General features: G+C 45.7%; 21 protein-coding genes. 15 read left to right on the plus strand and 6 right to left on the minus strand.

Translation table 11 applies throughout. The features are described from left to right. Positions 1-626: 626 nt before the first annotated feature. The 7 genes from AB4114_RS26850 to AB4114_RS26880 all read left to right on the plus strand — a co-directional run bounded on the left by AB4114_RS26850 (position 627) and on the right by AB4114_RS26880 (position 8,486). A complete protein-coding gene (locus AB4114_RS26850) occupies positions 627-2,333 on the plus strand; it encodes an extracellular solute-binding protein (RefSeq protein ID WP_441991215.1) in 1,707 nt (568 codons plus the stop codon). A gap of 174 nt (positions 2,334-2,507) precedes the next feature. Then, positions 2,508-4,280 carry a sensor histidine kinase gene (locus AB4114_RS26855; RefSeq protein ID WP_441991216.1) on the plus strand — a complete coding sequence of 591 codons (1,773 nt, stop codon included), beginning with the start codon at positions 2,508-2,510 and terminating at the stop codon, positions 4,278-4,280. A 33-nt stretch (positions 4,281-4,313) separates the two neighbouring features. Further along, positions 4,314-5,981: a response regulator transcription factor gene (locus tag AB4114_RS26860; RefSeq protein WP_441991217.1), complete on the plus strand. Its 1,668-nt coding sequence runs from the start codon at positions 4,314-4,316 to the stop codon at positions 5,979-5,981. Positions 5,982-6,131: 150 nt separating this feature from the next. Then, on the plus strand, positions 6,132-7,004 hold the full coding sequence (locus AB4114_RS26865; protein WP_441991276.1) for an ABC transporter permease: 873 nt from the start codon (positions 6,132-6,134) through the stop codon (positions 7,002-7,004). A gap of 20 nt (positions 7,005-7,024) precedes the next feature. Beyond that, complete coding sequence (locus AB4114_RS26870; protein ID WP_441991218.1) at positions 7,025-7,909, plus strand: carbohydrate ABC transporter permease; 885 nt, start codon at positions 7,025-7,027, stop codon at positions 7,907-7,909. Between the two features lie 170 nt (positions 7,910-8,079). Continuing rightward, positions 8,080-8,223 carry a hypothetical protein gene (locus AB4114_RS26875; RefSeq protein ID WP_441991219.1) on the plus strand — a complete coding sequence of 48 codons (144 nt, stop codon included), beginning with the start codon at positions 8,080-8,082 and terminating at the stop codon, positions 8,221-8,223. Between the two features lie 23 nt (positions 8,224-8,246). Further along, complete coding sequence (locus tag AB4114_RS26880; RefSeq protein ID WP_441991220.1) at positions 8,247-8,486, plus strand: hypothetical protein; 240 nt, start codon at positions 8,247-8,249, stop codon at positions 8,484-8,486. 324 nt (positions 8,487-8,810) lie between these two features. On the opposite strand, the gene AB4114_RS26885 is transcribed toward AB4114_RS26880, so the two are convergent. The 4 genes from AB4114_RS26885 to AB4114_RS26900 are packed head-to-tail and all read right to left on the minus strand — an operon-like array spanning position 8,811 to position 13,384. Then, a complete protein-coding gene (locus AB4114_RS26885; protein ID WP_441991221.1) occupies positions 8,811-9,503 on the minus strand; it encodes an LrgB family protein in 693 nt (230 codons plus the stop codon). Next, positions 9,500-9,898 carry a CidA/LrgA family protein gene (locus AB4114_RS26890; RefSeq protein ID WP_441991222.1) on the minus strand — a complete coding sequence of 133 codons (399 nt, stop codon included), beginning with the start codon at positions 9,896-9,898 and terminating at the stop codon, positions 9,500-9,502. The genes AB4114_RS26885 and AB4114_RS26890 overlap by 4 nt, the downstream gene beginning before the upstream one ends. Positions 9,899-9,954: 56 nt before the next feature. After that, positions 9,955-11,763, minus strand: coding sequence for a cache domain-containing sensor histidine kinase (locus AB4114_RS26895; protein WP_441991223.1), 1,809 nt, complete (start codon positions 11,761-11,763; stop codon positions 9,955-9,957). Between the two features lie 4 nt (positions 11,764-11,767). Beyond that, on the minus strand, positions 11,768-13,384 hold the full coding sequence (locus AB4114_RS26900; protein WP_441991224.1) for a response regulator transcription factor: 1,617 nt from the start codon (positions 13,382-13,384) through the stop codon (positions 11,768-11,770). Between the two features lie 222 nt (positions 13,385-13,606). Here AB4114_RS26900 and AB4114_RS26905 point away from each other — a divergent pair, with 222 nt between their 5' ends. From AB4114_RS26905 to AB4114_RS26915, 3 genes are all read left to right on the plus strand, one after another. Next, a complete protein-coding gene (locus AB4114_RS26905; RefSeq protein ID WP_441991225.1) occupies positions 13,607-15,007 on the plus strand; it encodes an ABC transporter substrate-binding protein in 1,401 nt (466 codons plus the stop codon). A gap of 80 nt (positions 15,008-15,087) precedes the next feature. Then, complete coding sequence (locus AB4114_RS26910) at positions 15,088-15,984, plus strand: carbohydrate ABC transporter permease (RefSeq protein WP_441991226.1); 897 nt, start codon at positions 15,088-15,090, stop codon at positions 15,982-15,984. An 11-nt stretch (positions 15,985-15,995) separates the two neighbouring features. Then, a complete protein-coding gene (locus AB4114_RS26915) occupies positions 15,996-16,826 on the plus strand; it encodes a carbohydrate ABC transporter permease (RefSeq protein ID WP_441991227.1) in 831 nt (276 codons plus the stop codon). Positions 16,827-17,176: 350 nt separating this feature from the next. Here the strand turns inward: AB4114_RS26915 and AB4114_RS26920 are convergent, their stop codons facing one another. Beyond that, on the minus strand, positions 17,177-17,995 hold the full coding sequence (locus tag AB4114_RS26920; RefSeq protein ID WP_441991228.1) for an AraC family transcriptional regulator: 819 nt from the start codon (positions 17,993-17,995) through the stop codon (positions 17,177-17,179). A gap of 166 nt (positions 17,996-18,161) precedes the next feature. On the opposite strand from AB4114_RS26920, the gene AB4114_RS26925 reads away from it, so the two are divergent. From AB4114_RS26925 to AB4114_RS26940, 4 genes are all read left to right on the plus strand, one after another. Further along, entirely contained in the window at positions 18,162-18,926 is a 765-nt protein-coding gene (locus tag AB4114_RS26925; protein ID WP_441991229.1) for a phytanoyl-CoA dioxygenase family protein, read from the plus strand. Between the two features lie 140 nt (positions 18,927-19,066). After that, positions 19,067-20,116: an ABC transporter ATP-binding protein gene (locus AB4114_RS26930; protein ID WP_441991230.1), complete on the plus strand. Its 1,050-nt coding sequence runs from the start codon at positions 19,067-19,069 to the stop codon at positions 20,114-20,116. Continuing rightward, positions 20,113-20,922 (plus strand): ABC transporter permease, encoded by an 810-nt coding sequence (locus AB4114_RS26935; protein WP_441991231.1) that lies wholly within the window; start codon positions 20,113-20,115, stop codon positions 20,920-20,922. The genes AB4114_RS26930 and AB4114_RS26935 overlap by 4 nt, the downstream gene beginning before the upstream one ends. Before the next feature lie 4 nt (positions 20,923-20,926). Then, positions 20,927-21,748: an ABC transporter permease gene (locus AB4114_RS26940; protein ID WP_441991232.1), complete on the plus strand. Its 822-nt coding sequence runs from the start codon at positions 20,927-20,929 to the stop codon at positions 21,746-21,748. Here AB4114_RS26940 and AB4114_RS26945 read toward each other — a convergent pair. Beyond that, positions 21,702-21,968, minus strand: a complete 267-nt coding sequence (locus AB4114_RS26945; RefSeq protein ID WP_441991233.1) for a hypothetical protein — start codon at positions 21,966-21,968, stop codon at positions 21,702-21,704. The genes AB4114_RS26940 and AB4114_RS26945 overlap by 47 nt on opposite strands. Positions 21,969-22,391: 423 nt before the next feature. Between AB4114_RS26945 and AB4114_RS26950 the strand changes: the two genes are divergently transcribed. Further along, a complete protein-coding gene (locus AB4114_RS26950; RefSeq protein WP_441991234.1) occupies positions 22,392-23,222 on the plus strand; it encodes a hypothetical protein in 831 nt (276 codons plus the stop codon). Positions 23,223-23,249 lie beyond the last annotated feature (27 nt).

The raw sequence follows: 23,249 nt of genomic DNA on the forward strand, positions 1-23,249 counted from the left end.
GTAGAAGTAGAAGTAGAAGTAGAAGTAGAAGTAGAAGTRGAAGTRGAAGTRGAAGTAGAAGTAGAAGTAGAAGTAGAAGTAGAAGTAGAAGTAGAAGTRGAAGTRGAAGTRGAAGTRGAAGTGGAAGTGGAAGTAGGAGTATGGATGGCTGGATCTGAATTGTGATTTAATGGGATGAAAATTTCGTAATTCCCCTATGCKCCATATGAATAGATGGATTTTCTCCAGTTAAATAATGGGATTTTCCGAGCAAAAACAAAATAGATGGAAAACCTCCAGTTAATATGAACCATTTCACCCGATCTGAGCAAAAATGGTCGTTTTAACTACATGTTTTACAGTTAAATGCAGTTTTCGATGAAATTCATCTGAAATAGTTGTATGTTTTCCAGTTAATGCAAATTTGTAAGTAAAGTAGACATCATGGATGGAGTTATCCTTGTCTTGTCTTGTCTTGCCTCACCTCACCTTGCCATTCCCCTCAACCATCATTTATCCTAAAGAGATACAAAGAGTGTAATAAAAAGCAAGGTTCGCAAGAATGTCCCGTTTCGAGCCATGCTCTAGTGATTCTATAATGAAAACGTATCCAGTTGGAATAATAGGCGAACGAGGGGGAAATGGCCATGAAGCAAGGGAGAAAATACGGGGCGGTTTCGATAGGCTCCATTATGTTATTATCAGTTGTCGCAAGTGCATGCAGCAATTCGACGGATCAACCAGAGGCGTCCAAATCCGCAACGGCATCGGCTAGTCCAGTGGCTGCTCAAACGGCAGCAGTGAAAGTAGACCCGTTGGCGAAATATGATCCGCCAATTGAAGTGACGACGGTGCGTTCGGTCGACGCAACTTTCAAATATGCAGCTGGCGATTCGATCGACAGCAATATTTGGACCAAAATTTTCGAGCAAGACTACGGGATTAAAGTGAAGAATACGTGGACTGTCGATTCAACGCAGTACCATCAGAAGCTGAATGTGTCCATCGCATCAGGCGATATTCCAGATTTCCTTGAGGTAAATAAAGAGGAAATGAAGCGTTTGGCAGATGCGGGTCAGTTAGAGGACTTAACAAAATTATGGGCACAATACAGCTCGCAGTATTTGAAAGATATGTTGAACCAAGATGGTGGCGTCGGGATTAAGGCTGCTACAATTGATGGCAAAATGCTTGGCATTCCTCACACGTTCAGTAATGGCGGTATCTCCACAGCTGAAATGATCTATGTACGAACGGATTGGTTGCAGAAGCTGAATTTGCCTGAACCGAAAACGATGGATGATGTGATCAAAATTGCAACGGCATTTGCCAAACAAGATCCGGACGGTAACGGGAAAGCAGATACAATCGGGCTTGCGGTGAATAAAGATTTCTGGGATTATGGACACGGTTCATTGCGTGGCTTCTTTAACGGCTATCATGGGTATACCGATATTTTCATTAAGAATCCATCAGGTAAACTGGTCTATGGTTTTGTTCAAAAAGAACTAAAAGCGCCTTTAAAGAAGCTCCAAGAGCTCTATAAGGATGGCGTGATTGATAAGGAATTCGGCGTTAAACCGCCAGCAAAAATCCAAGAAGATGTAGCAGCAGGACGTGTCGGGCTTGCCTACGGATTAGTATCAGATGGCGGCTATATCCAGAAGGAGAATCACACGAAGGATCCGAAAGCGCAATGGAAAGTGTTCCCAATTGTATCTGCGGATAGTCAGCCAGCTGTACCGCAGCTTTACGATACGGCTGGTACCTTTTATGTGGTGAAAAAAGGATCGAAGCATCCGGAAGCGGCTATTAAGTTAGCGAATATTTATATCAATCGTTTTTACGAAAAATCGTATGCACCGGATCCGAACCCATTCATTACCGATTCGAAAACGGGGATTATGGCAGCGAAATATGCGCCAGTTACGATGGATTCGCTGAATACGAATCTAGATGCCTATCACCAGGTGCAAGAATCCTTAAAGACCGGCGATGGCAGTAAACTTGGATTCCCAGCAAGTGTTCATTTTGATCGCATGACGAAGTTCAAAGCTGGTGATGACACCATGTGGTTTAGCAATATCGTGATGGGCGATGGCGGCAGTTATAGTGTTATTGATCAATATAACAAAGCAAAGATCGGACAATATAATCTGTTCCTAGCGCCAGCAACACCGACGATGTCCGAGAAGCTGCCGACTTTGAAGAAGAAAATAGCGGAAACGTTCACTAAGATCATCATGGGGGATTCCTCCGTCGATGAATTCGACAAGTTCGCTGAAGAGTTCCAAAAGCTTGGCGGCGATAAAATCGAGCAAGAAGTGAACGATTGGTACGCGAAGAACAAATAGGACGATGATGAGCTGCCCCGAAAGTAGAGGAATCTACGGACGGGGTATTTTGTTGTAGGATGGGACAATTTTATCATGCTTGCTTTTTATTATCTTATGGTGAAGCTCGTATATCCAAGCCGCTTAATCTTTTGTATAGTGAGAAAAAGGACGTTTGGGTGGGGAGTTATGCGGATGGCAGGGAGACAGCGACGATTCTCAATACTAGGCAAATTAATAGTTACTTTTCTCATCGTTCTTTCACCTATGTATGTGATCGGTACACAGATTAATGAATGGGGTGCAGGGCTTGTCCGCAAGGAAATTTCCAAATCACTCGAGTCGCAAATTCAGTTCTATCGCTCATCACTCGAAAATGAAATTGACAGAATGGGACGTATCCAACGGCAATACATGAATGATGAAGATTTGGAAGCGCTCAGTGTGACGGCCGATAGTTTAACGGAATATCAGAAACTTGTTATTTTGAAAAGGTTTCAGCAACGTCTCGTCCTATTGAAGGAATCGAGTATGTATATCGAGCGGGCAAGTGTGTACATTCCGCCTATTAATAAAATTATTACATCGACGGATTTAGCAGACAGCTTGCCTCGAGAGCGATTGGATCAATTGAAACGAGATTCTTTCTCGCATAAAGGATTATTTTATCGCGATGGCGACCATCTTTTCCTACGTGAATATTATCCCAGCAACCAGTTGGTGGAAGGGCGCGACCCGATGTTTGTTCTGGAACTGGAGCTTTCCATGCCAGCCATGCAATCGTATTTAGCGCAGATTTCTAATTATGACCAGGGCGGCGCAGCGATCGTTAAAGCAGACTGGGATATCGTTCATACGCAAAATAAAGAGGCATACGCCCCCATTCGTCAGACGGTTCGGGAGCAAATATCCACGTTGCAGATCAAGACGCCACAGATCGTTCAAGCAGCTAATCAGCTTATTAAAATCGGGAATCAACGTCTTCTTACGGTTTCCACGTATTCACCGGCATTAGATTTGATGTTGGTTGCTTTTGTCCCGGAAAAGGCTGTTATGGGGCCGCTTGATCACTATCAGGTTTATTTATATCTCATCTCCTTATGTGCGCTTATTGTCATCGTCCTGTTCTCTATCTATGTGTATCGCATCATTCATCGCCCGCTCAGCAGGCTTGTCCGAGCCTTCCGCAAGGTAGAATCCGGTGATCTACAAGTCGAGCTAACGTATAAAAGCAGTGATGAATTTCATTATTTGTATGCCCAATTCAATAACATGGTCGCACATTTGAAGAAACTGATTTTCGAAATTTACGAGCAGAAAATTCGTACGCAGCAATCCGAACTGAAGCAGCTGCAGTCGCAGATCAATCCGCACTTTTTATATAACAGCTTCTACCTTTTGTACCGCATGACGAAAGCGCAAGATTTCGAGAACTCTACCCGATTCACCAAATATCTCGGCGATTATTTCCAGTACATGACCCGAAATGGCAGTGAGGAAGTCCCGTTGGAGCGGGAGTTAAGCCATGTTCGTGCTTTTGCTGAAATCCAAACCATCCGGTATATGAACCGGATTTCATTTGAAATGGAGCCTTTGCCAGAGGTATGCAAGCAACTTGTTGTTCCACGGCTTATCTTACAGCCAATCGTGGAGAATGCGTATCATCATGGGTTTGATCAGGATCATCAAGATCGTCATCTGCGGATTTCGACCACATGCCATGAGGATGATGACGGTGAGATGCTTGTTGTCATCCAAGTTGAGGACAATGGCAAAGGGATGACCGACGTGGAACTGCGAGATTTCCAGGCTAAGACGCAAGAGGGGCAAGCAACCGAAGAAGTAACAGGGATGTTGAATGTGCATCGACGCTTACAATTAAGGTTTGGCGAGAAGGCAGGTGTGCGGATTCTCAGACGAGAGGAAGGCGGTCTGGTCGTTTCGGTCGTCATTCCATTCGTCGTATAGGGAATTCAATTTGCAAAAAGAGGACGTGATGTCATGCTGACAATGATGATCGTGGATGATGAGCCGCTGGCCGTTCACTATTTGACAGAAACTTTGCTTGAGCTGGAGGACATGGATTTTGAGATGGTGAAAGCTCACTCTGGCAAGGAAGCGATAGAGAAGATGGAAGCCGGGAAAGTGGACATTCTGCTCACGGATATTCGAATGCCGGGGATGAGCGGGATGGAGCTTGCCGATTATACGCGTAAAAGATGGCCGCGCTGCCGCATCATTTTCTTGACGGGGTTTGATGATTTTGCTTATGCCCAGACAGCAATTCGCAACGGGGGCATCGATTTCGTTCTCAAAACAGAGGGCGATGAGGCCATCATTCAAGCGGTGCAGAAGGCAACACAGGATATCGCTCTCGAAATCAACCGTGAAGAGATTCTGAAGCGCTCCCGAGCGCAGCTGCACGCCGCATTGCCGACAATTCGCCGTGATTACTTGCGACAGCTCGTGCAAGGCGAGTCAGAATCGCTAGCCGCTAGGGCGAGGAGGTTCAAGGAGCTGGCCATCGGCCTGCACGCAGGGGGTCCTGTTCTCCTCGTCATCGGACGTTTGGATGAATGGGGATCCTTCGCCGCACCGTCCGATCAATCGCTTCTGTTTTATTCCGTGCATAATATTGCGGAGGAATATTTGAACGGCTCACTCAACATGATAGCGCTTCCGTATGATCGTAATCGGTTTATTTGGCTCGTTCAACCAACCGAGCCAACCGATGAAGGGCAAGAGGAACAAACGATTCGTACGCTTTCCGGCAGCGTAGAGCTTGTTCAGGCGGCCTGTCGGCGGCATCTGAAGGTGCCGGTTTCCTTCCTGCTGGCCTCTAGCTTCTGCACATGGGAAGCCATGATGCAGCGGATCGAGGGCATGAAGCTGCAGTTGGCCTATGGCATCGGGAAAGGCCATGAGATGCTGCTAACCGAGCAACGCAAGGAAGACAAGGAAGAACTGCGCTCCAGTAAGCAATTCTATGAAGAGCAGGATTTGCGAATTCATTTGCACAAAATGGATCTGTTGGAGACTTATTTGGATAACGGTGAAAAAGAAGGTTGTGAGTACCTGTTTGGTGAGGTCGTTAACGCGATCAAACTGTTAGCGTACAACGATAAGGGAGCGGCGCTCGCGTATGAGGCGTTCTCGCATCTTGCTGCTTTTCTTTTATCGTATATCAATAAGCGTCATTTGATCGCACAGCTCGGTGAAGCGTTTCGTATGGAGGAGCTTCTGAATCCTTTTCAGCACAACAGTACGGTAGGGGCCGTTCAATTTCTGGCAGGCATTGCGTTGTCGCTGGCGGACTATAATGGGCTGAAAAAAGCAGAGAGAACAACGGATATGATCGGTCAGATTCATCATTATGTGCATGCTTTTCTGCAAGAGGAGCTCTCATTAACGCGCTTAGCTGAGCTGGTGTATTTGAGCCCGCCATACCTCTCACGCATGTATAAACAAACAACAGGGCAAGGTCTGCTTGACTATATTACGGATGTGCGTATTCAGCGAGCGAAGACCCTATTAATGACGACTGAGCACAAAATCCATGAGATYGCAGCCATGGTTGGATTGGAGTCTGCGGCTTATTTTACAAGACTATTTAAGAAGATTACGGGTCTTACACCACAGGTGTATCGCGACTCGAGATTAACTGGTTAATATAAAGCAAGGGCCGCAATAATGTCCCGTATCGGTGGCATGTTCGTTAATTTTATAATGAAGACATGGAAGAGGTTGGCGATAATCCAGCTTCTTTTTTTCATCCGGTAAGGGGGAGAACATGTGAACAGAATAAAATGGAAAGCACAAATGCCCCTGCATTTGATGCTCATTCCCGGATTGATTGCCATCCTTATTTTTCAGTATTATCCGATGGCCGGCATTGTCATTGCGTTCCAGAAATACATGCCAACACAGGGGCTTTTTCATTCCAAATGGATCGGGATGGATAACTTTCGATATGTAATGGAGTTGCCAGATTTCTACCGTGTGCTTTGGAATACGATCTATATTGCCCTCATGAAAATTATTGTAGGTCTGATCGTACCGATTGTCATTGCCATTTTGCTAAATGAGATCCGAAAGAATGCGGTGAAACGGATTGTTCAGACGCTGGTATATCTGCCGCATTTCCTTTCGTGGGTCATTCTAAGCGGGATCTTATTGGATGTCCTTTCGCCAAAAGAAGGGATCGTCAATGCGGGGCTTCGTGCCTTGGGGATGCAGTCGATTTTCTTCTTGGGAGACAATCAATGGTTCCCGTTCACGTTGGTACTGACGAATGAGTGGAAGGAATTCGGTTTCAGCACGATTGTGTATTTGGCGGCGATCCTTGGAATTAACCCAGCGCTGTATGAGGCAGCGACGATGGATGGCGCGAATCGGTGGAAGCAAACCTTGCACATTACCTTGCCTGGGATGGCACCGATTATCGTTCTCCTGGCGACACTCAGTATCGGAAATGTGCTGAACGCGGGATTTGAACAAGTATTCAATTTGTACAGCCCTATCGTGTATGAAAGTGGAGATATCATCGACACCTTCGTGTATCGGATTGGGATGATCGATGCGCAATACGGGGTAGCAACTGCTGTTGGTCTCTTTAAGTCACTCGTTTCACTTATTCTTATTTCACTCTCGTATACGATGGCGTATCGGTTTGCCAATTACCGCATTTTCTGAGTAGAAGGAGGAAATTCAGCATGATCAAGACAGCGTCTTGGGCATATCGAGGGTTCACCATTGCGAATTATGTGTTTCTTATTAGCTTGTCTGTCCTTTGTGTACTGCCATTAATACATTTGCTGGCGATGTCGCTCAGCTCCAATAATGCCGTTGCCACAGGCTCAGTCACCTTCTGGCCCGTCGAGTTCACATGGAAATCGTATCAATTCATCATGGACAAACCAGAGTTTATGGCTTCTTTCATCATTTCGATCAAAAGAGTCGTGTTAGGTGTCATCGTGAATATGGTGCTGACCATTCTAGTCGCCTATCCGCTGTCCAAGGAAGCAGCGAGTTTCAAGGGCAGAACGGTGTATGTATGGATATTCGTGTTCACCATGTTATTCAGTGGGGGGATTATTCCAATCTATATGACAATGCGATCGCTTGGGTTGTTAGATACGATTTGGGCCTTAATTTTAACGCATGCCGTGCCTGTGTATAATGTTGTTATTTTGCTGAACTTCTTCCGGGCATTGCCCAAAGAATTGGAAGAAGCAGCCCTGATGGATGGTGCTGGGCAGTGGCGAATCCTGTGGAACATTTACTTGCCATTATCGACGCCATCCTTGGCCACACTAACGCTATTTGCGACCGTTTCCCATTGGAATTCGTGGTTTGACGGCATTTTATTCATGAACTCGCCATCGCATTATCCACTTCAAAGCTATTTATATACGGTCGTTGTAGGTTTGGATACATTGATCAAAAGCAACACGGATCTCGAGATGCTGGCGCTCATTTCGGATCGTACGGCCCGTGCCGCACAAATCTTTCTGGGAGCAATACCGATTCTCGTCATCTACCCGTTTCTGCAACGGTATTTCACGAAGGGAATTATTCTTGGCAGTGTGAAGGAATAGCGAATATATAAAGTGCTGCTAATTGTATAAATCGATTGTGAGGAGATGACAGAGATGGCGATAGATCATGTTACAAAAAAACACTTCAATAAAATCAGGCTATTCCAACGTGGAAGCGTCAATCTAGCAGTAATCTGACCGTATGGAATTTGAAAGATGCTAATCTCACGTTGTTTCCACCAATTGAGGCTATTGCTGCTGGAATCGTAGAAGTCAGGGTAAACGAGAAAGAGTATCTGGATCTTACGGATGCTTGCCAAGTGGATCGGATTTATCTAGAGGGAATTACAGGTCGAATAGATCTACTTTGGTAAGTGTGAAAAGGGGGAAATGAGCGATGGAGCTACGAAGTCAGCTAGGGGAAACGTTCGTTTTCCCCGGTACGGAGAAGCAGAAGATGCGTTATCGACCGCATTATGGTGGCAGGGATGTGTCGCTGAGGAGTCATCCGGATGCCACACATCCTGATAACCAGGTATTCCAGCAAGGTATCGACTACGTCGTGGACGGGGAAGATGGAACGATTTCTCGGCTGGCAAGTGGTGCGATTCCGGATTGGCGAGACCATCCCTTGTAAGGACTTGAAAAGTATTTTGAGCGAGGAACGACGAGTAGTAGGCTGTAATTAGAATTAACTGGAAAATGTACTGCTAATTTTGATCGTTTCAGCATTCGGGATGGATTAACTGGAAAATATACAGTTATTTACTGAGGATTCACTCGTAATCGCCAAATAGCTAAAAATTAGCTGGAGGTTTTCCATCTATTGCGCATAATTGGCTCAAATGCAGCAAATTAACTGTAGTTTTTACAGGCATGGTGGTTGCACCTCCGCCTGCCCCAAACAGAAACCGATTAAACCCCCAACCTGAAGCGAACGCTTCAAGCTGGGGGCTTTATGTTAACGAAACCACCAATAAATCGGCACAAACAATACCGATGTTATAATCCCAGCAGCACCMATCGCAAAGCCGCTCATGCTGCCCTCAAGCTCCGAATCCTTCAGCAGTCGTGCTGTTCCGATGCCATGCGCAGCGGTACMCACCGCGATGCCAATGGATAGCGCATCGCGGAAACTAAGCCAAGTCAAAAGCCTTCTGCCGATCATGCTCCCGAACAAGCCTGTGAGCACCGTCAGTACGGCTGTTAGCTCTGGCAATCCGCCGAGATGGCGTGATATCTCTAGGGCGATCGGCGAGCTGACGGATTTGGGCAGCATGCTGAGCAGAATCTCGCGGCTTCCGCCGAGCAGTCCAACAAGTGCGGCGGCGCTGGCAATGGCGGTCAATGACCCTAAAGTCACGGCTGTCAGAATGCCGGCGATGTGCTTTTTGATCAAGCCGGCGTTCTTGTACAACGGAACGCCGAGAGCCACAGTAGCTGGACCTAAGAGCAGCGTGAGTACATCGCCGCCCACTTTGTAGGCGGCATAAGGGATGTGGAAGCTCAGCAGTACCAAGGTGATGAAGCCTGAGCAGACAAAAAGCGGATGCAGCCACCGCCAGCGCTGATGAATAAACTGAGCAGCCGTATAGGCTGCAATGCTGAGCGTGATGCCGAACGCGGGGTTCGTGAGCCAATCGGAGGTGTTCATTTCATCCCACCTTCAACTGTCTTTTGCCCATTTGCACCAGTAGGCATCCGATGCCCTTTATCCTCATTACGTTRCATTTTCGATGTGATAAATGCAGTTACGAGTAGGACAGCCACAGAACTCCCCATAACGCCAACCCCGATCGATAACCAATTTGCCCCGATCAGCGGGAAGAAAGCCATGGTTCCCACGACAAAGGGTAGAAAAAATAGCATCATATGGCCTGTGAACCAATTCGCCGTCGTTTCCACCCATTCTAACTTAATGAGCTTGGCGAAAAGCGCGATGGTAAAAAGAATAAGTCCAATCACATTGCCAGGAAGCGGGATGTGAAAGCTCGTTTGAAGCCAAATGCCAATAAGGTTAAAAGCAAGTAAAATCGCGAGTCCTAGCATAAGGACCTCCTGTCTGTCGTCTGTCGTCTTGCTCTGTCGTGCTGAAGTGGAATACTCTACCGCGCAGGCATGCGTATCCGCACGATCGTCCCTTCACCCGGTTGACTTTCTATGTCAATCCCATACGGATCTCCGAAGTAGAAGACGATACGATCATGCACATTTTTGATGCCAATATGTGTTTCATCGAGTGTATCTGAAGGTTGCGCAAGCCGATTTCGCAGCTGCGCAAGCTTGATTTGATCCATGCCAACTCCATTATCCTTGATCTGGATCAATAAGTCATCCCCCGATATCTCGGAAGATACTTCGAATAGTCCTGCTTGACTGCTCCGTTCCAGTCCATGCACGAAGGCATTCTCGATTAGCGGCTGCAATGAAAAATGCAGAACCTGCAAAGTCTCACTATTCACCGAGAGTTCCTCGCGATACTGAATTTTATCCCCGAAGCGCAGCTGTTGGATTTTGACATACAGGCGAATGTGGATCAATTCTTCTTGCAAGGTAACCGTTTCTTTCCCCGTTTGGATATGAATTCGGAACAAGCGGCCTAGGATACCGACCATTTCAGCGACATCTCGTTGTCCGCTGATAATCGCCTTCATCTGAATCGTTTCCAGCACATTGGCCAGAAAATGCGGATTGATCTGACTTTTCAAAGCGCCATATTGTGCGACTTTTTGCTGTGCTTTGGCCATGGAGGAACGTTCAATATAGTTCTGCAAGTCATCTAGCATTTTGCGGATACCTTGATACAACACACCGAACTCATCCTGCCGATTCGAGTTAAGATCGACATCGAAATTGCCTAAGCCAACCATTTTCACCTTACGGCTTAGGAGAATAATAGGTTTCGTCACGCGCGCGGATAAAATGAACATGAATAATACCGCAGTTCCTAGGGATAGGAAGGCTAGTGCTAATATGATTTTGATCAAAATCTCGGCTTGCTTCGTCATTTCTTTCTCATCGATGGATTGAATGACCTTCCAGCCCGAATAAGGCGAAGTCACGAAGTTAATGTACGAATTGGCCCCGGCAAAATACGCGTAAAAGCTTCCATTTTCAGCATGCAAAACGGTCTGAAGCTTCTGACTCTCTAACGTGATCGGTACATTGGCATTCGCAGTCGACCTTTCGGAATTATAAATACTAGCACCCTGACTATCTATTATGGTGAAGTTGCGTTTACTCGTCTCGGACAATTTCAATATTTCTCGCAAAGAATCCAATCGAATATCGATGAGCATAACCCCGAGTGGCTGCTTACTTCCTACCTTATTAATGACTCTTGCTATGGAAATAACGGGATCCTTGGCATTCACACGATGGAAGGGGAGGTGCGTTCCGAACAGGACGATGCCACCTTTACTTTGCTGTGTCTGCAAGTACCAATCCTCATGGGTGAAATCCTCGACATCGTAATCCGAGCGATTGAAATTAGCTGAGTAAAAGACACGAGAACCTGCGTAAATTTGCACGCTGTCCACATTTTTAATCGTCATTTCGATGGAACTGACAAAGTGTTCAATGGTGTTCCCGTATTGAATGCGTTGATCATTGCTGTTCTCGTCGCCATCCGCAACCCAGTGCTCCAAGGCATTCTGCAGTTGCCCATCCATTTGAGCGTTAAGCGTTCCTTTCTCGATACTCTGTAAATATTGGTCGATGTTGAAGGACAGATTCGTGAGAATCAGGTTCGAGGAGCTCTGGTACTCATTTTTGACGGCTTGGATGGAAAAGAAATAGATAATGACCGAGATAATCAATAAGGGAACGGTGATAATTAGGATCATAAGTACGAATATTTGATGGTTAACATRCTTCATCCGGTATTGCTGCGAAAGCCGCCGCCATGCATTCAAAAGTCTACCACCCCCATTTCTTCCTATAGTCGGATGGCGTCATATTTGTAATGCTTCGGAAGGTTTTGACGAAATGCTTATAGCTTTTATACCCGCACATCGTGCACACATCCGTCACCAAGTACTCTGGCTTCTTCAAGCATTCTTGCGCATAGTGGATACGAATTTCGGTCACAAACCTCATGTAGTTCTTATCTAGTTTTCTCTTGAAAATACGGCTTAAATACGATGGATTATAGAAGAAACGATCTGCCACCATTTGCAGCGTAATATCTTGGTCGATATGCTCTTTAATATAAGCTTCAATATGTTCAAAAATAAGCACATCCTGGTGATTCGTTGAAGAGAACTCATCTCGGTATACTTCGCTGACTTGCACCATCCAAGCTGTTAACCAGCTGAAAAGGGCATCAAGCGTTGGGAAATCATCGACACATGTTAGCTTTAGCAGTTTTTCACTGTAGACGCCTTCGACAGGAATGCCATTCCGGTGGGCAAATCGAACGGTGGTGGAGATGATTTCTTGAATAAAAGCGAATCCACGATCCATTGAAGTGTGGGGCAGATGTATGCGCAAGTCATGTGCGAGTCGTTGCATCAGCTGCTCGATATCCGTAGGATTAGCGCTTTCAAGAGAGGCAATGATACGATTCTTATCCGCTTCTTCAAGAAGTAAACGTGAATCTTTGGCACGAGTCGGCGACTCATTGGCTATGATCGGAAAGAAGATCTGTCGTTTGTCCTGATAAAAGCGTTGATATAGCGCTTGATCCGTTAGACGAAGCAACTGTGTTAATTGCGAGCTATCTGTCGTCATTTTACCAATAGCCATGAAAACGTTGGAATCGCAAGCTGGAAGTGAGACCTGATCGGTATCGTACGCACTTGGTTGATCATCCAATATCGCTACAGCATGGCATTTGGTTTTATCTATATATAAGAATAGTTGTGTGGGAATACTGGAGCTAGACATCGTGTCTAAAGTCGACCGAATGATGCGTTCAGCGAGTTGTTGGAACTCTCTTCTTTCGATAGTTTGAGAGGGATTCGAAGGTAACCAGGTTACCACAAAAGGTTGATACCACGACAAATGATCGAAATCGTTGAGTTGTTGGCGTACGCCTTCCTCCCAAGCTGCATGCTCGTCCTCGAGTAAAAATTTGACTAGCTGGTTGCTTTTATAGCTTTTGTTTTCGTTGGCTTGTTGTTCTAAATCGGTACGTTGGGTCCGTTCATTTCGCCTTTGTTTAAGTGTCGCCATACAGCTAAGAATAGTTGCAAAGCTTTCTTCATATTCCAGTGGCTTTAACAGAAAGGCATGAACGCCGCCAAGACGAATCGCCTTTTGGGCATATTCAAAATCATTGAAACCAGTCAAAATAATAAAGAGGGTATCCGGGAGTGTCGCTCGAATGTGTTCAATCATCTGAAGTCCGTCCATCTCGGGCATGCGTATATCGGTAATGATCAGATCAGGTTGCTCATGAAGTGCTGCGAGCCAGCCTTCCTTGCCATTCTCAGCTTCAACAATCATAGTGACACCAAGCGCTGTCCAGTCAAAATAGTGCTGCAAGCCAGCTCTGATTAGAGGTTCATCCTCGACAATTAGTAGTTTATACATGAAGTTCCCCCAGCTTGTTAGGACTTGAAACCGTGCGGTAATTCAAGTATAACATTAAAATTATCGGAAATGAGGCTCTCATTTGCTAGAAAACGAACAGGTCAGAATACGACTATGAATGTAAAGATACGGGGATTCTCCCCGATTTCAATATCACGTATGCTTAGTGCACGGAATGAAACGAAGCACGTTTATTCCACAAACAATAACGGGGGTGCTCAAATGAGGGCTATGAAAAAAGGATTAATGACATTGATCGGCGTTGCTCTTGTCGGGTCGCAGTTAGTTGCATGTACCAATTCATCTACGAATACACCAGCGAACACAGCCACGAGTACTGCCGAGAGTAAAACAGTATCACCAAGTCCAGTGGCTGCGAAGCCTGTCGAAATTACTTGGTGGAACTTCCCGAATTTTCAACCGCTGGATGGGGAAGTTGGGAAATATGAGAAACAGATTATTGCAGCTTTTAACAAGAAGCATCCAGAAATTAAAGTCAATTTAGAGATGATTACCTTTGAAGGTGGTCCGCAAAAGCTGAATGTTGCCATCGCTTCGAACTCGGCGCCAGATGTGATTTATGATGCTCCGGGACGTATTATCGACTGGGGGAAGAAGAAGTTACTCGCTCCGCTGAATGACATCGTTTCCGAAGAAGTAAAGAAAGATATTACGCCTGCGCTATGGAAGCAATCCATGGTTGGCGATCAGATTTATATGTATCCGATCAATACGGCGCCATTCATGATGGCCGTAAATAAGACGGTATTTGAGAAAATCGGTGCGCTTGATTTGCTACCGCTAAGTCGCCCTGATCGGACGTGGACAGTAGCTGAATATGAGAAAGCGCTTCAAGCAGTGAAAGAGAAAGCACCGGAGATTATTCCAACGGGCTTCTTCGCGAAAAGTACAGCAGGTGATCAAGGAACTCGCGCCTATATTGCCAACTTAGGCGTATCGAGATTCTTAAGTGAAGATAACTCCAAAGTAGCCATTAATACTGACAATGCTGCGAAAGCATTGGACTGGGTAGCTAAGGCGACGAAGGATAAAATTAGTGTGTCCGGTTCTGCTTCCTTGGCAGCTGCGGATGTTAACGATTTATTCTTGCAAGGTAATTTAGCCTTTACTTTGAATTATTCAGCTGTACTAAAAGCGCAGAACGTTCCGCTCAAGAAGGTGCAATTCGAAGATATTCTGCTGCCATTCCCAACATTAGATGGATCTAAGCCAAAGCTTGAGCCGTATTTGGGCGGTATGGCCGTGTTTAACAATGGAAACGCAGACAAGATTACGGCTGCTAAGAAGCTAGTTGATTTTATCGCGAATGATCCCGAATATGCGAAGAAGAATTTGATTCAAACAGGCGGATTATCAGCGCGTACGTCGATTACCGGTCTTTATAGCGATGCCGAATATAAATATGCAGAAACAGCTCGTCAATTCATCACGGATGCACCGACAATTGCCGATGGTTACGCGGAAATTCGTACATTCTGGTTCMCGGAATTGCAACGTGTGTTAACAGGCACAGCAACCGGCAAGGAAGCATTGGATAGCTTTGCAACCAAAGCGAACGAAGCCATCGCGAAAGCGAAGAAAGAGCAAGCAGCTTCTAAATAAGCACGGGGAATGTCCACTGGGAGTAGAGTGCGATTGTACTCTACTCTTTTCATCTCAAAAAAGAAAGGGAGGGAAGAAACATGGAGGTAACGGTTCGTAAAACCAAAGGTTACATACGTCGAGATTGGCTTATGAGCTATGTCTTTTTACTGCCTGCTCTCGGATTCTTTCTGCTTTTTGTTGCCTATCCCATGGTAAAAGGGATCTATATTAGCTTCTTCGATTACTCCTTGCGAACGTTTAATTTTATAGGATTCGATAATTATGTCGATTTGATTCAGAACGAAACGTTTCTGAAATCAATGCGAAATACACTGTTGCTAGTCGTTATAACGGTCCCTATAGTAATCGTTTTCTCTTTATTCGTGGCTGTTTCCATTTACAAGAAAAAAGAGTTTGCTCGTTCATTCTTTCGAGGCGTATTCTATTTGCCAGCCGTTTCTTCTGTCGTAAGTATTACTGTTGTATGGGGATGGATCTACCATCCGAATTACKGGATTCTCAACTATTTAGGGGGATTAATTGGGCTTGAGCCGATTTCGTGGCTGGGCGACCAGCGCACAGCACTGCTTGCGATTATCGCTGTTTTGATCACAACTTCTGTAGGTCAGCCGATCATTCTTTACGTGGCTTCCCTTGGCAATATCCCGACTTCGTATATCGAAGCGGCTGAAATCGACCGAGCGAACCCGTGGCAAATCTTTTTGAAAATTATTTGGCCTATGCTCATGCCGACCAATCTCTATATTATCGTCATCACGACGATCAATACGTTTCAGTGTTTTGCCTTAATTCAATTGCTTACTTCTGGCGGCCCTGTTTATAGTACCTCGACCGTCATGTATGGCGTGTACGAGCAAGCCTTCGTGCTTGGTCATTTCGGCAGCGCCTCGGCTATGGGCGTATTCCTTGCGATTATTATCGGGGTTATCTCGTTGATTCAGTTTAAATTCTTTGGCAGCGATGTTGAGTACTAGGAGGGGACATCATGAAAGTAAACGCTGGGCAAAGGGTATTTAACGGATTTTCTACGCTATTATTGATCCTTTCTACGTTGTTTTTTATATTTCCGTTTTATTGGATTGTGACAGGTGCCTTTAAATTCCAAACGGTGGCTACACAAATTCCGCCAGAATGGTTTCCTCTCAAACCGACCTTACAGAACTGGGCGGATTTGTTTAAGAATCCGGTATGGCGCTGGACGTTAAATAGTTTTATCATTGCTTTGGTTGAAATGTCCGCTGTCTGCCTGGTTTCCGCTTCTGCAGGCTATGTCCTGGCGAAAAAGCTATTCCCTGGGCGGAAAATCATTTTTACGATGTTCATCGCTGCAATGGCTTTACCAAAACAAGTGATTCTTGTTCCGCTATTTACGATGTTGGCCGACTTTGGCTGGGTCAATACGTATCATGGACTTATTTTACCAGCAATTGGATGGCCATTTGGCGTGTTCTTGATGAAACAATTCGCTCAGACTGTACCAGGGGAGTTAATTGAAGCGGCTAAGATCGATGGCTGCTCCGAAATCCGACTATTCTCCACGATTATCTTGCCTTTACTTAAACCAGCGTTAGGAGCGCTAGCGATCTTTACTTTCATTGCATCGTGGAACGACTATTTCAGTCAGCTCATTATGACGAGGTCTACCTCGATGATGACACTGCCGCTTGGCGTAGCGACGATGCAAGGTGAATTTACGACCAATTACGGAATCATGATGGCAGGAGCGGCACTCGCGTCTGTTCCTATGATTACGATCTTTCTCGTGTTCCAAAAAGCGTTTACACAAGGCATTACGATGGGTGCGGTCAAGGGATAAGGGTGTAGTAGGGGAATGGGTACACGCGATATTGATGCTTGGAATTTCTTCAATAATACGTCAAAGATGAATTTTCCTTAACAGATGTTGGACACGTTACTTGGTGTTTAACTGGAAAACCTCCATCTATTTTAACTAGAAAAGCCTGATATTGCAGATTAGATGGAAAAAGTACTGCTAATATACCCATGATTGGCTGTTTCAGCGAAATCAGGCGAAATTAACTGGACAAAATCCATCTAGTTGATCGGAATTGCTAAAACGGGGAAAATTAGCTGTAGTTTGTACAGTTAAAAGTCCCCGGCGGTTCCCGGCGACGCCGTGACCGTTGCGGACAGACAAGAAGCTGATCATAGATCAGCTTCTTTGTCATTTCCCCGCCAATTACCGTGTCGGTAATCGGAAGGCGTAGTGCCAGTCGTGCTTTTGAACACACGCGCAAAATGAAACGAGTTCTTGAATCCGCAGCGCATGGCGATTTCGCCAATGGCTAAGCCGGTTTGGATCAGTAATTCGTTGGCTCGCAGAATGCGATAATGCCATACGAATTTAATCGGTGTGATGCCCTCGTGTTTACGAAACAAGCGAACCAGATGCTCAGGGGACAACCCGACTTCATCGGCAATGCCTTCCAGCGAGAGATGATCATGGAAGTGATGCTCGATATATTGCTTCGCATGGAGAATCGAATGGTGCGTCTGCTGTATATGATTGCTAGTCGATTCCGCAATAAATAGCTGAATAGCTGCCAGTCCGAGGCTGCAAAGGGTCTCTGAAGTCGCACTGTAGCGCAATCTTAAGGAAATCAGGATGTCGGTTAATCGATTCATCTCTTCACTTATAGCTTGTGTATGTGGCAATTGCTCCAATTGGTCGCGTTGCTGCTCCGAAAGCTCGCCAACATGAACGGCAATCCAGCGATGCCAAGTTTCTTGCTCTTTCGCGAACAAGAACTGTTCCTGATGACCAGGCTTCAGGAGGATCACTTGCCCAGGCTGAATCGTATGCGGAACCTCATCAATATGCACGATCATGGAGCCGGTATGCAGCAAAACTAGTTGCAGATCCGCCTGTACACGGGGGCCAAACCGACTGCCAGGTGGGTATACAACAGTTCCGCCAACAGCAGCACGTACTTTAGGGAGGTCAATTGTGGATTCTGAAGTCATGAGCAAGTTCCTTTACAATGAATTAATGAAAGAGAATAGTATTGTTCGCACATTTTGAATATCAATTACAGATATATAATCATCAATCACAGCCATGTTCGAAATGGGAGTACGACTGTATGCTAAGTATATAGCTCGAGCTTGCATTTTGAAAGGGGAATTGGCTATGGAAAGTCAAGTTAAGGATCGATTGGCACCGTTAGGGGAGAAAGAATTGGCGTTTTTTCATGAGCATGGGTATTATTTGTTGAAAAAAGGGTGCAGTGAAGATCTTGTCGATGCCTTTAACGGACACATTCACTCGATCCGCTCAGCAGATGAGATAGCCGAATGGGCGCTCCCCAAAAAAGGCGGTCAGGAAGTAAGCGATAAGGAGCGGTTCTCGGTACGATTATTTAATCCGCATAAACATGACGGCTTCTCGCTACAAGTCATGAAGCTCCCTGTCGTTCGCGGTGCGCTAGCTCAAATGATGGGTGACGAGGCCGTTTGTGTGCAAAGTATGTACTTCTATAAGGAACCAGGCTCCCCAGGCCAAGCGCCGCATCAGGACTATTATTATATCAAGGATGATCCGAAATCGATGATTGCGGCTTGGATTGCTTTGGAGGAACTGGTTGACGAAGAAAACGGCTGTTTATGGGTTATTCCTGGCACACACAAGCTAGGCTTGCTGCCACATGGGAAAGTAACGAATCTCGAAGAGCATGAAAGCTGGACCGATGAAACCGAAGGTGTCGATCTTGCACAAGAAATTCCAGTCGTCATGGAAAAAGGGGACATTTTATTTTTTCATGAGCTGCTCATTCACTCGTCTTACAAAAATCGCAGCAAGGATCGCTGGCGCCGCTCGTATGTGTGCCACTATATCCGCAACGATTCCAGCGTCTTGTTCCGTGAAGATTTGCGTGTCAAATATCCGCTATACTAAGCCAGTCAACGTAGCCTGTCATCTTCGGATGATGGGCTTCTTTCCTCTCTTGCTGTGAAAAAGTAGTTACCTACATTTGGAAAACGCTGATATAATGGATGAGATTCAGGTCAGACTATCGCAACCAGGGGGAGAGCGCATTGTCGTTAATTGAGGTTAAGCATTTAAGGAAAACATTTGAAACCGATGTGAGACGAACGGGGCGATTTGCCACGATTCGGAGMTTAATCAAGCCCGAGAAGCGAGAGATGGTCGCGGTGGAAGATATTTCTTTTTCCATTGAAAAAGGAGAGAGCGTTGCCTATTTGGGACCCAATGGTGCGGGCAAATCGACAACGATCAAAATGTTGACAGGCATCTTGGAACCGAGCGGTGGAAGTATTGAGGTAGCGGGCTTGATCCCGCATAAGAGCAGAAAAATGAGCTCCTATCAAATTGGTGTCGTATTTGGACAACGAAGTCAGCTGCTGTTTGATTTGCCTGTGAAGGATTCTTATGATTTATTAAGGTATATGTATAGCATTTCTTGGGAGCAATACCATAGAAATTTACGTGAATTTGCAGAGGTTCTCGAAGTGGAGCATCTACTTAATCGTCCGGTGAGAACGCTTTCACTTGGTCAGCGGATGCGTTGTGAAATCCTTGCGTCCTTGCTGCACGAGCCGGATATCCTCTTTCTGGATGAGCCTACGATTGGACTCGATGTTGTGGCGAAGGAGCGAATTCGTGCTTTTATCGAGAAGATCAATCGGGAAAAGGGCGTCACGCTGCTGCTGACAACACATGACATGCATGATATCGAACGGTTGTGTCACCGGACGATGATTATTGATAAGGGGCGTCTCATTTATGATGGCAGCTTGCAGCATATTCGTGACCATTATGCGACAGAGCGTCAAATTAAAGCTACCTTTGAAGATACAAGTCTGGCCGAAGCGGCTGCTTCGCTATTCATTGGCTTTGATGTGATTACATGCGTTGAAGAGCGGATGCTCAAAATTTCTTATGATCAGCATCACATTGATACGTCCACATTACTTAAGCATCTGTTAGAGAACGCACAACCGCGTGATCTGACCATGCAAGACGAGAACATTGACGCCTTAATTTCCCGGATCTATCGGGAAGGTATTGCAAGCTCGCCACAGGAGCCTAATCGTGAGTTGGAAGGTGTGGTCGTCAGCTCATGAATACCCTTCAACGACTAGGCGGAATGTCCCGAATTGCGGTTCGCCAGCGCATGCAGTTTCGATTCGATTTTATCATGACACTCGTGTCAACGCTCATGTTCTGTGTCCTTTATTACATGCTGTGGAAAGCGATCTATCTGTATGGCAGCGGGCAGGTGTTGCCTTGGGAGCAATTAATTACCTATGTCATGGTAGGCCAAACGATAAACTTTGCCCGCTGGTCACCTGCAGAACGTGCGCCCACCTATGCTATGGCGTTACGTGTCCGTTCTGGGGACATTGCGCTGGATCTGATCCGACCGGTGGACTTCCAAGTCCAACGATTTGTAGAAGCCGCAGGCTTTTTTGAAGTGGAAATGTTGTGGGTGAATATTCCCGCGCTTCTGCTCCTGATCTTTGGGCTTGGCATTCAATCACCAACGAGCTTAGCTTCCGGAGCGGCCTTTCTATTAAGTCTTATCATCGGTTTCTTGGTGGCGTTCAGTATTAACTCGATTATCATGATGATTTCGTTCATGACCACGAATACGTTCGGGGTACAGTTGGCGAAGCGAGCGATGATGGATATTTTCGCAGGGACGTTGATCCCATTCGATTTCTTTCCCAGATGCCTCCAAACGATCCTAACCTATTTACCTTTTCAAGCGATGGCCTATATACCCTTATCGATTTATACAGGCAAGTTGACGGGAATTCATATGGGGTATGCGCTATTGGAGCAGCTTGCGTGGGCGCTAGTTATGATTGTCATTAGTCGATTGTTGTGGATGAAAGCGGCGAAGCGACTAGCGATTAACGGGGGGTGAGAAGATGTTGGCACCAAAGAGAAGCTTCATGCAGCAGGTAGCGTATCTGATTGGGATGTATGGTCATTTTCTAAAAGTGTATGTCAAAACGTTGGTTGCATATCGTGCGGATACGATCATTGCGGTCATTGCGGGGATCATTGCGCAGGGAAGTACGCTGATTTTTTTGACGGTTATTTTCAAACGCATTCCGATGTTGGCAGGCTGGGACTACAACGAGTTAGTCTTTATGTTCGGACTTGCGGCCACGGGTCGTGCACTGAATCAAACCTTTTTCAATGCGCCTTTCATGCTAACAGGCAACATTCGGAATGGACGAATGGATATGATGATGGTGCGGCCAGTAGGTGTGCTTTTTCAAACCATAGGCTACTCGCAAGAATTGAATGGCGTCGGCCAGTTGATTACAGGCATTGCAATTATGGGCTATGCGGCGTCTCATTTGGATATGAGTTGGACGATCTTGAATGTGTTATATGTCGTCATTGCCTTATTATGTAGTGCTCTCATACAATTCTCTATTCTACTAACGATTAGTGTATTAACGTTCTGGTTTCAGGAGATTCGGTCGCTCATTTATCCAGTAACTTGGCTCTACGATTTTACAAGGTATCCCATGCAAATCTTTCATCCGATTCTACGTGGATTGTTAACTTACATTATTCCGTATTCATTGGCTAGCTTCTATCCAGCGGCTTATCTATTGCGACCAGAACAGTACGGCTGGGCCGCTTGGGGCATTCCAGCCGTAACGTCGGTGGTCGTAATGGGGGCATATTTTATATGGTCGCAGGGGTTAAGGCGTTATTCGAGTGTGGCGGGATAAATTGTTCGTTGCGACTACAGTCGATATACATGGGATACACACCTTCCTGAATGGGAGGAGCGACTTTCATGGTAACAGGAGGTATCACTGCGGTCAGAGGCTCTTGCAAGTTGGAAGCCGTCTGTCTGAGGCGCTTACTCTTCTCGAAAACATCAATGACGAGATAGTACATAATACATAGCACGATAAAACCCAATCCGCAGATTTGTAAGTTTTGCATCCTAGTACGCCTCCTATGAATCATTTTTCATAGATTAACGCATTTCGGATGCGATGTCGCTCGAAAGTCGGTGTCGTTTTCTGACATATTGTCAAAAGGCTCCTAAATGTATCCCTTTTTCTTGACAATACTATTGAGAACCATTATCATTCGTTGTAGAACTTAAATGAAAATGATTATCAATAGGTGACGAGAGTGAACGGCATCATGAGGGGGCTAGTCGATATGGAACATAGCGAGAATAAGATCGTGGGACAGATACGCATGATTTGAATTGGCAACAGCTTACCCAATTCACAGCTTATCACGCGATCAACCCATGGTATACATGACCACCTGCTGCTCGGACACAACATGTGTTAAAGAATGAATTCGAGAAAAAGTGGACGAATAGAGTGCAGAAATTCGGAGAGGACGGACTTCATGGAAATAAATTCGACTTGGCAATCCACTGACTTGCTGTCCCTAAAGTTTACTACGTTGACCGCATCCCGAGAAGGGGTATTGTATGCGGGAACGGAAGGACATGGTGTGGTCCAGTTCTCGCCGTTACGTTCCTGGGAAAGCGCATCTGAAGGGTTGCCAGCGCAAGTTCATGTATACCGATTAGATTGGGTGGAGACGCAGTTATTCGCTTCTACGAGCCACGGATTATATCTTTTAGAGGATGACATATGGCAGCAAACGAGCATCACCGATCCCTGTTATGCGGCGATTGGCTGGGGGGATCGATTTGTTCTCACGGAGAACGGGTTGCTCTGTGGAAATGATGATGAATGGCTGCCGCTGGCCTACCGAGGGAAGAAAACTTATGATTTGTTAGTGACACCTCATTTTATATTCCTGGGCTATGAGGATGGCGTTGCCTTCTATGATTTATTTACGGGAGATTGGTGCAGTATGCCTCTCCATCAAGCGGTGACTAGTTTAGCCGTGTTCAACACGATGCTGGTCGGGACGACGGAACGTGGTGGCTTGATCGTGGGCAATAAGAATGGCGGATTCAATCAACATCGGTTCGATGGGATGTTCTTGAATCGCTTAGTCACGCATCGCGGCGAAGTCTACGTGTGTGCCAATACGGGGCTGTATAAGTTGAGCGAGATCAGTGGCAACATTATTCTGCACGCGTTAAATGCACAAGCCGAGGTGACGGATTTACTGATTTGGCGTGATATGATGGTCATATCTACGCGTGATTCAGGAATTAATTATAAGCATGCCGATAAGTCAGGTTTTCAAACGGTTTTGTAATACATAGAAGCTCCCAGCGATTTATTC

Source organism: Paenibacillus sp. 2RAB27, assembly GCF_052115445.1.
In the GTDB taxonomy this organism is placed as follows: Bacteria; Bacillota; Bacilli; order Paenibacillales; family NBRC-103111; genus Paenibacillus_E.

Excerpts from the sequence above, each read along its gene's own strand:
- AB4114_RS26925 (WP_441991229.1), top strand. The coding sequence starts at position 18,162 with ATGGAAAGTCAAGTTAAGGATCGATTGGCACCGTTAGGGGAGAAAGAA.
- AB4114_RS26900 (WP_441991224.1), bottom strand. The coding sequence starts at position 13,384 with ATGTATAAACTACTAATTGTCGAGGATGAACCTCTAATCAGAGCTGGC.
- AB4114_RS26950 (WP_441991234.1), top strand. The coding sequence starts at position 22,392 with ATGGAAATAAATTCGACTTGGCAATCCACTGACTTGCTGTCCCTAAAG.
- AB4114_RS26850 (WP_441991215.1), top strand. The coding sequence starts at position 627 with ATGAAGCAAGGGAGAAAATACGGGGCGGTTTCGATAGGCTCCATTATG.
- AB4114_RS26945 (WP_441991233.1), bottom strand. The coding sequence starts at position 21,968 with ATGCAAAACTTACAAATCTGCGGATTGGGTTTTATCGTGCTATGTATT.
- AB4114_RS26865 (WP_441991276.1), top strand. The coding sequence starts at position 6,132 with ATGCCCCTGCATTTGATGCTCATTCCCGGATTGATTGCCATCCTTATT.
- AB4114_RS26880 (WP_441991220.1), top strand. The coding sequence starts at position 8,247 with ATGGAGCTACGAAGTCAGCTAGGGGAAACGTTCGTTTTCCCCGGTACG.
- AB4114_RS26855 (WP_441991216.1), top strand. The coding sequence starts at position 2,508 with ATGGCAGGGAGACAGCGACGATTCTCAATACTAGGCAAATTAATAGTT.
- AB4114_RS26915 (WP_441991227.1), top strand. The coding sequence starts at position 15,996 with ATGAAAGTAAACGCTGGGCAAAGGGTATTTAACGGATTTTCTACGCTA.
- AB4114_RS26920 (WP_441991228.1), bottom strand. The coding sequence starts at position 17,995 with ATGACTTCAGAATCCACAATTGACCTCCCTAAAGTACGTGCTGCTGTT.
- AB4114_RS26940 (WP_441991232.1), top strand. The coding sequence starts at position 20,927 with ATGTTGGCACCAAAGAGAAGCTTCATGCAGCAGGTAGCGTATCTGATT.
- AB4114_RS26935 (WP_441991231.1), top strand. The coding sequence starts at position 20,113 with ATGAATACCCTTCAACGACTAGGCGGAATGTCCCGAATTGCGGTTCGC.
- AB4114_RS26870 (WP_441991218.1), top strand. The coding sequence starts at position 7,025 with ATGATCAAGACAGCGTCTTGGGCATATCGAGGGTTCACCATTGCGAAT.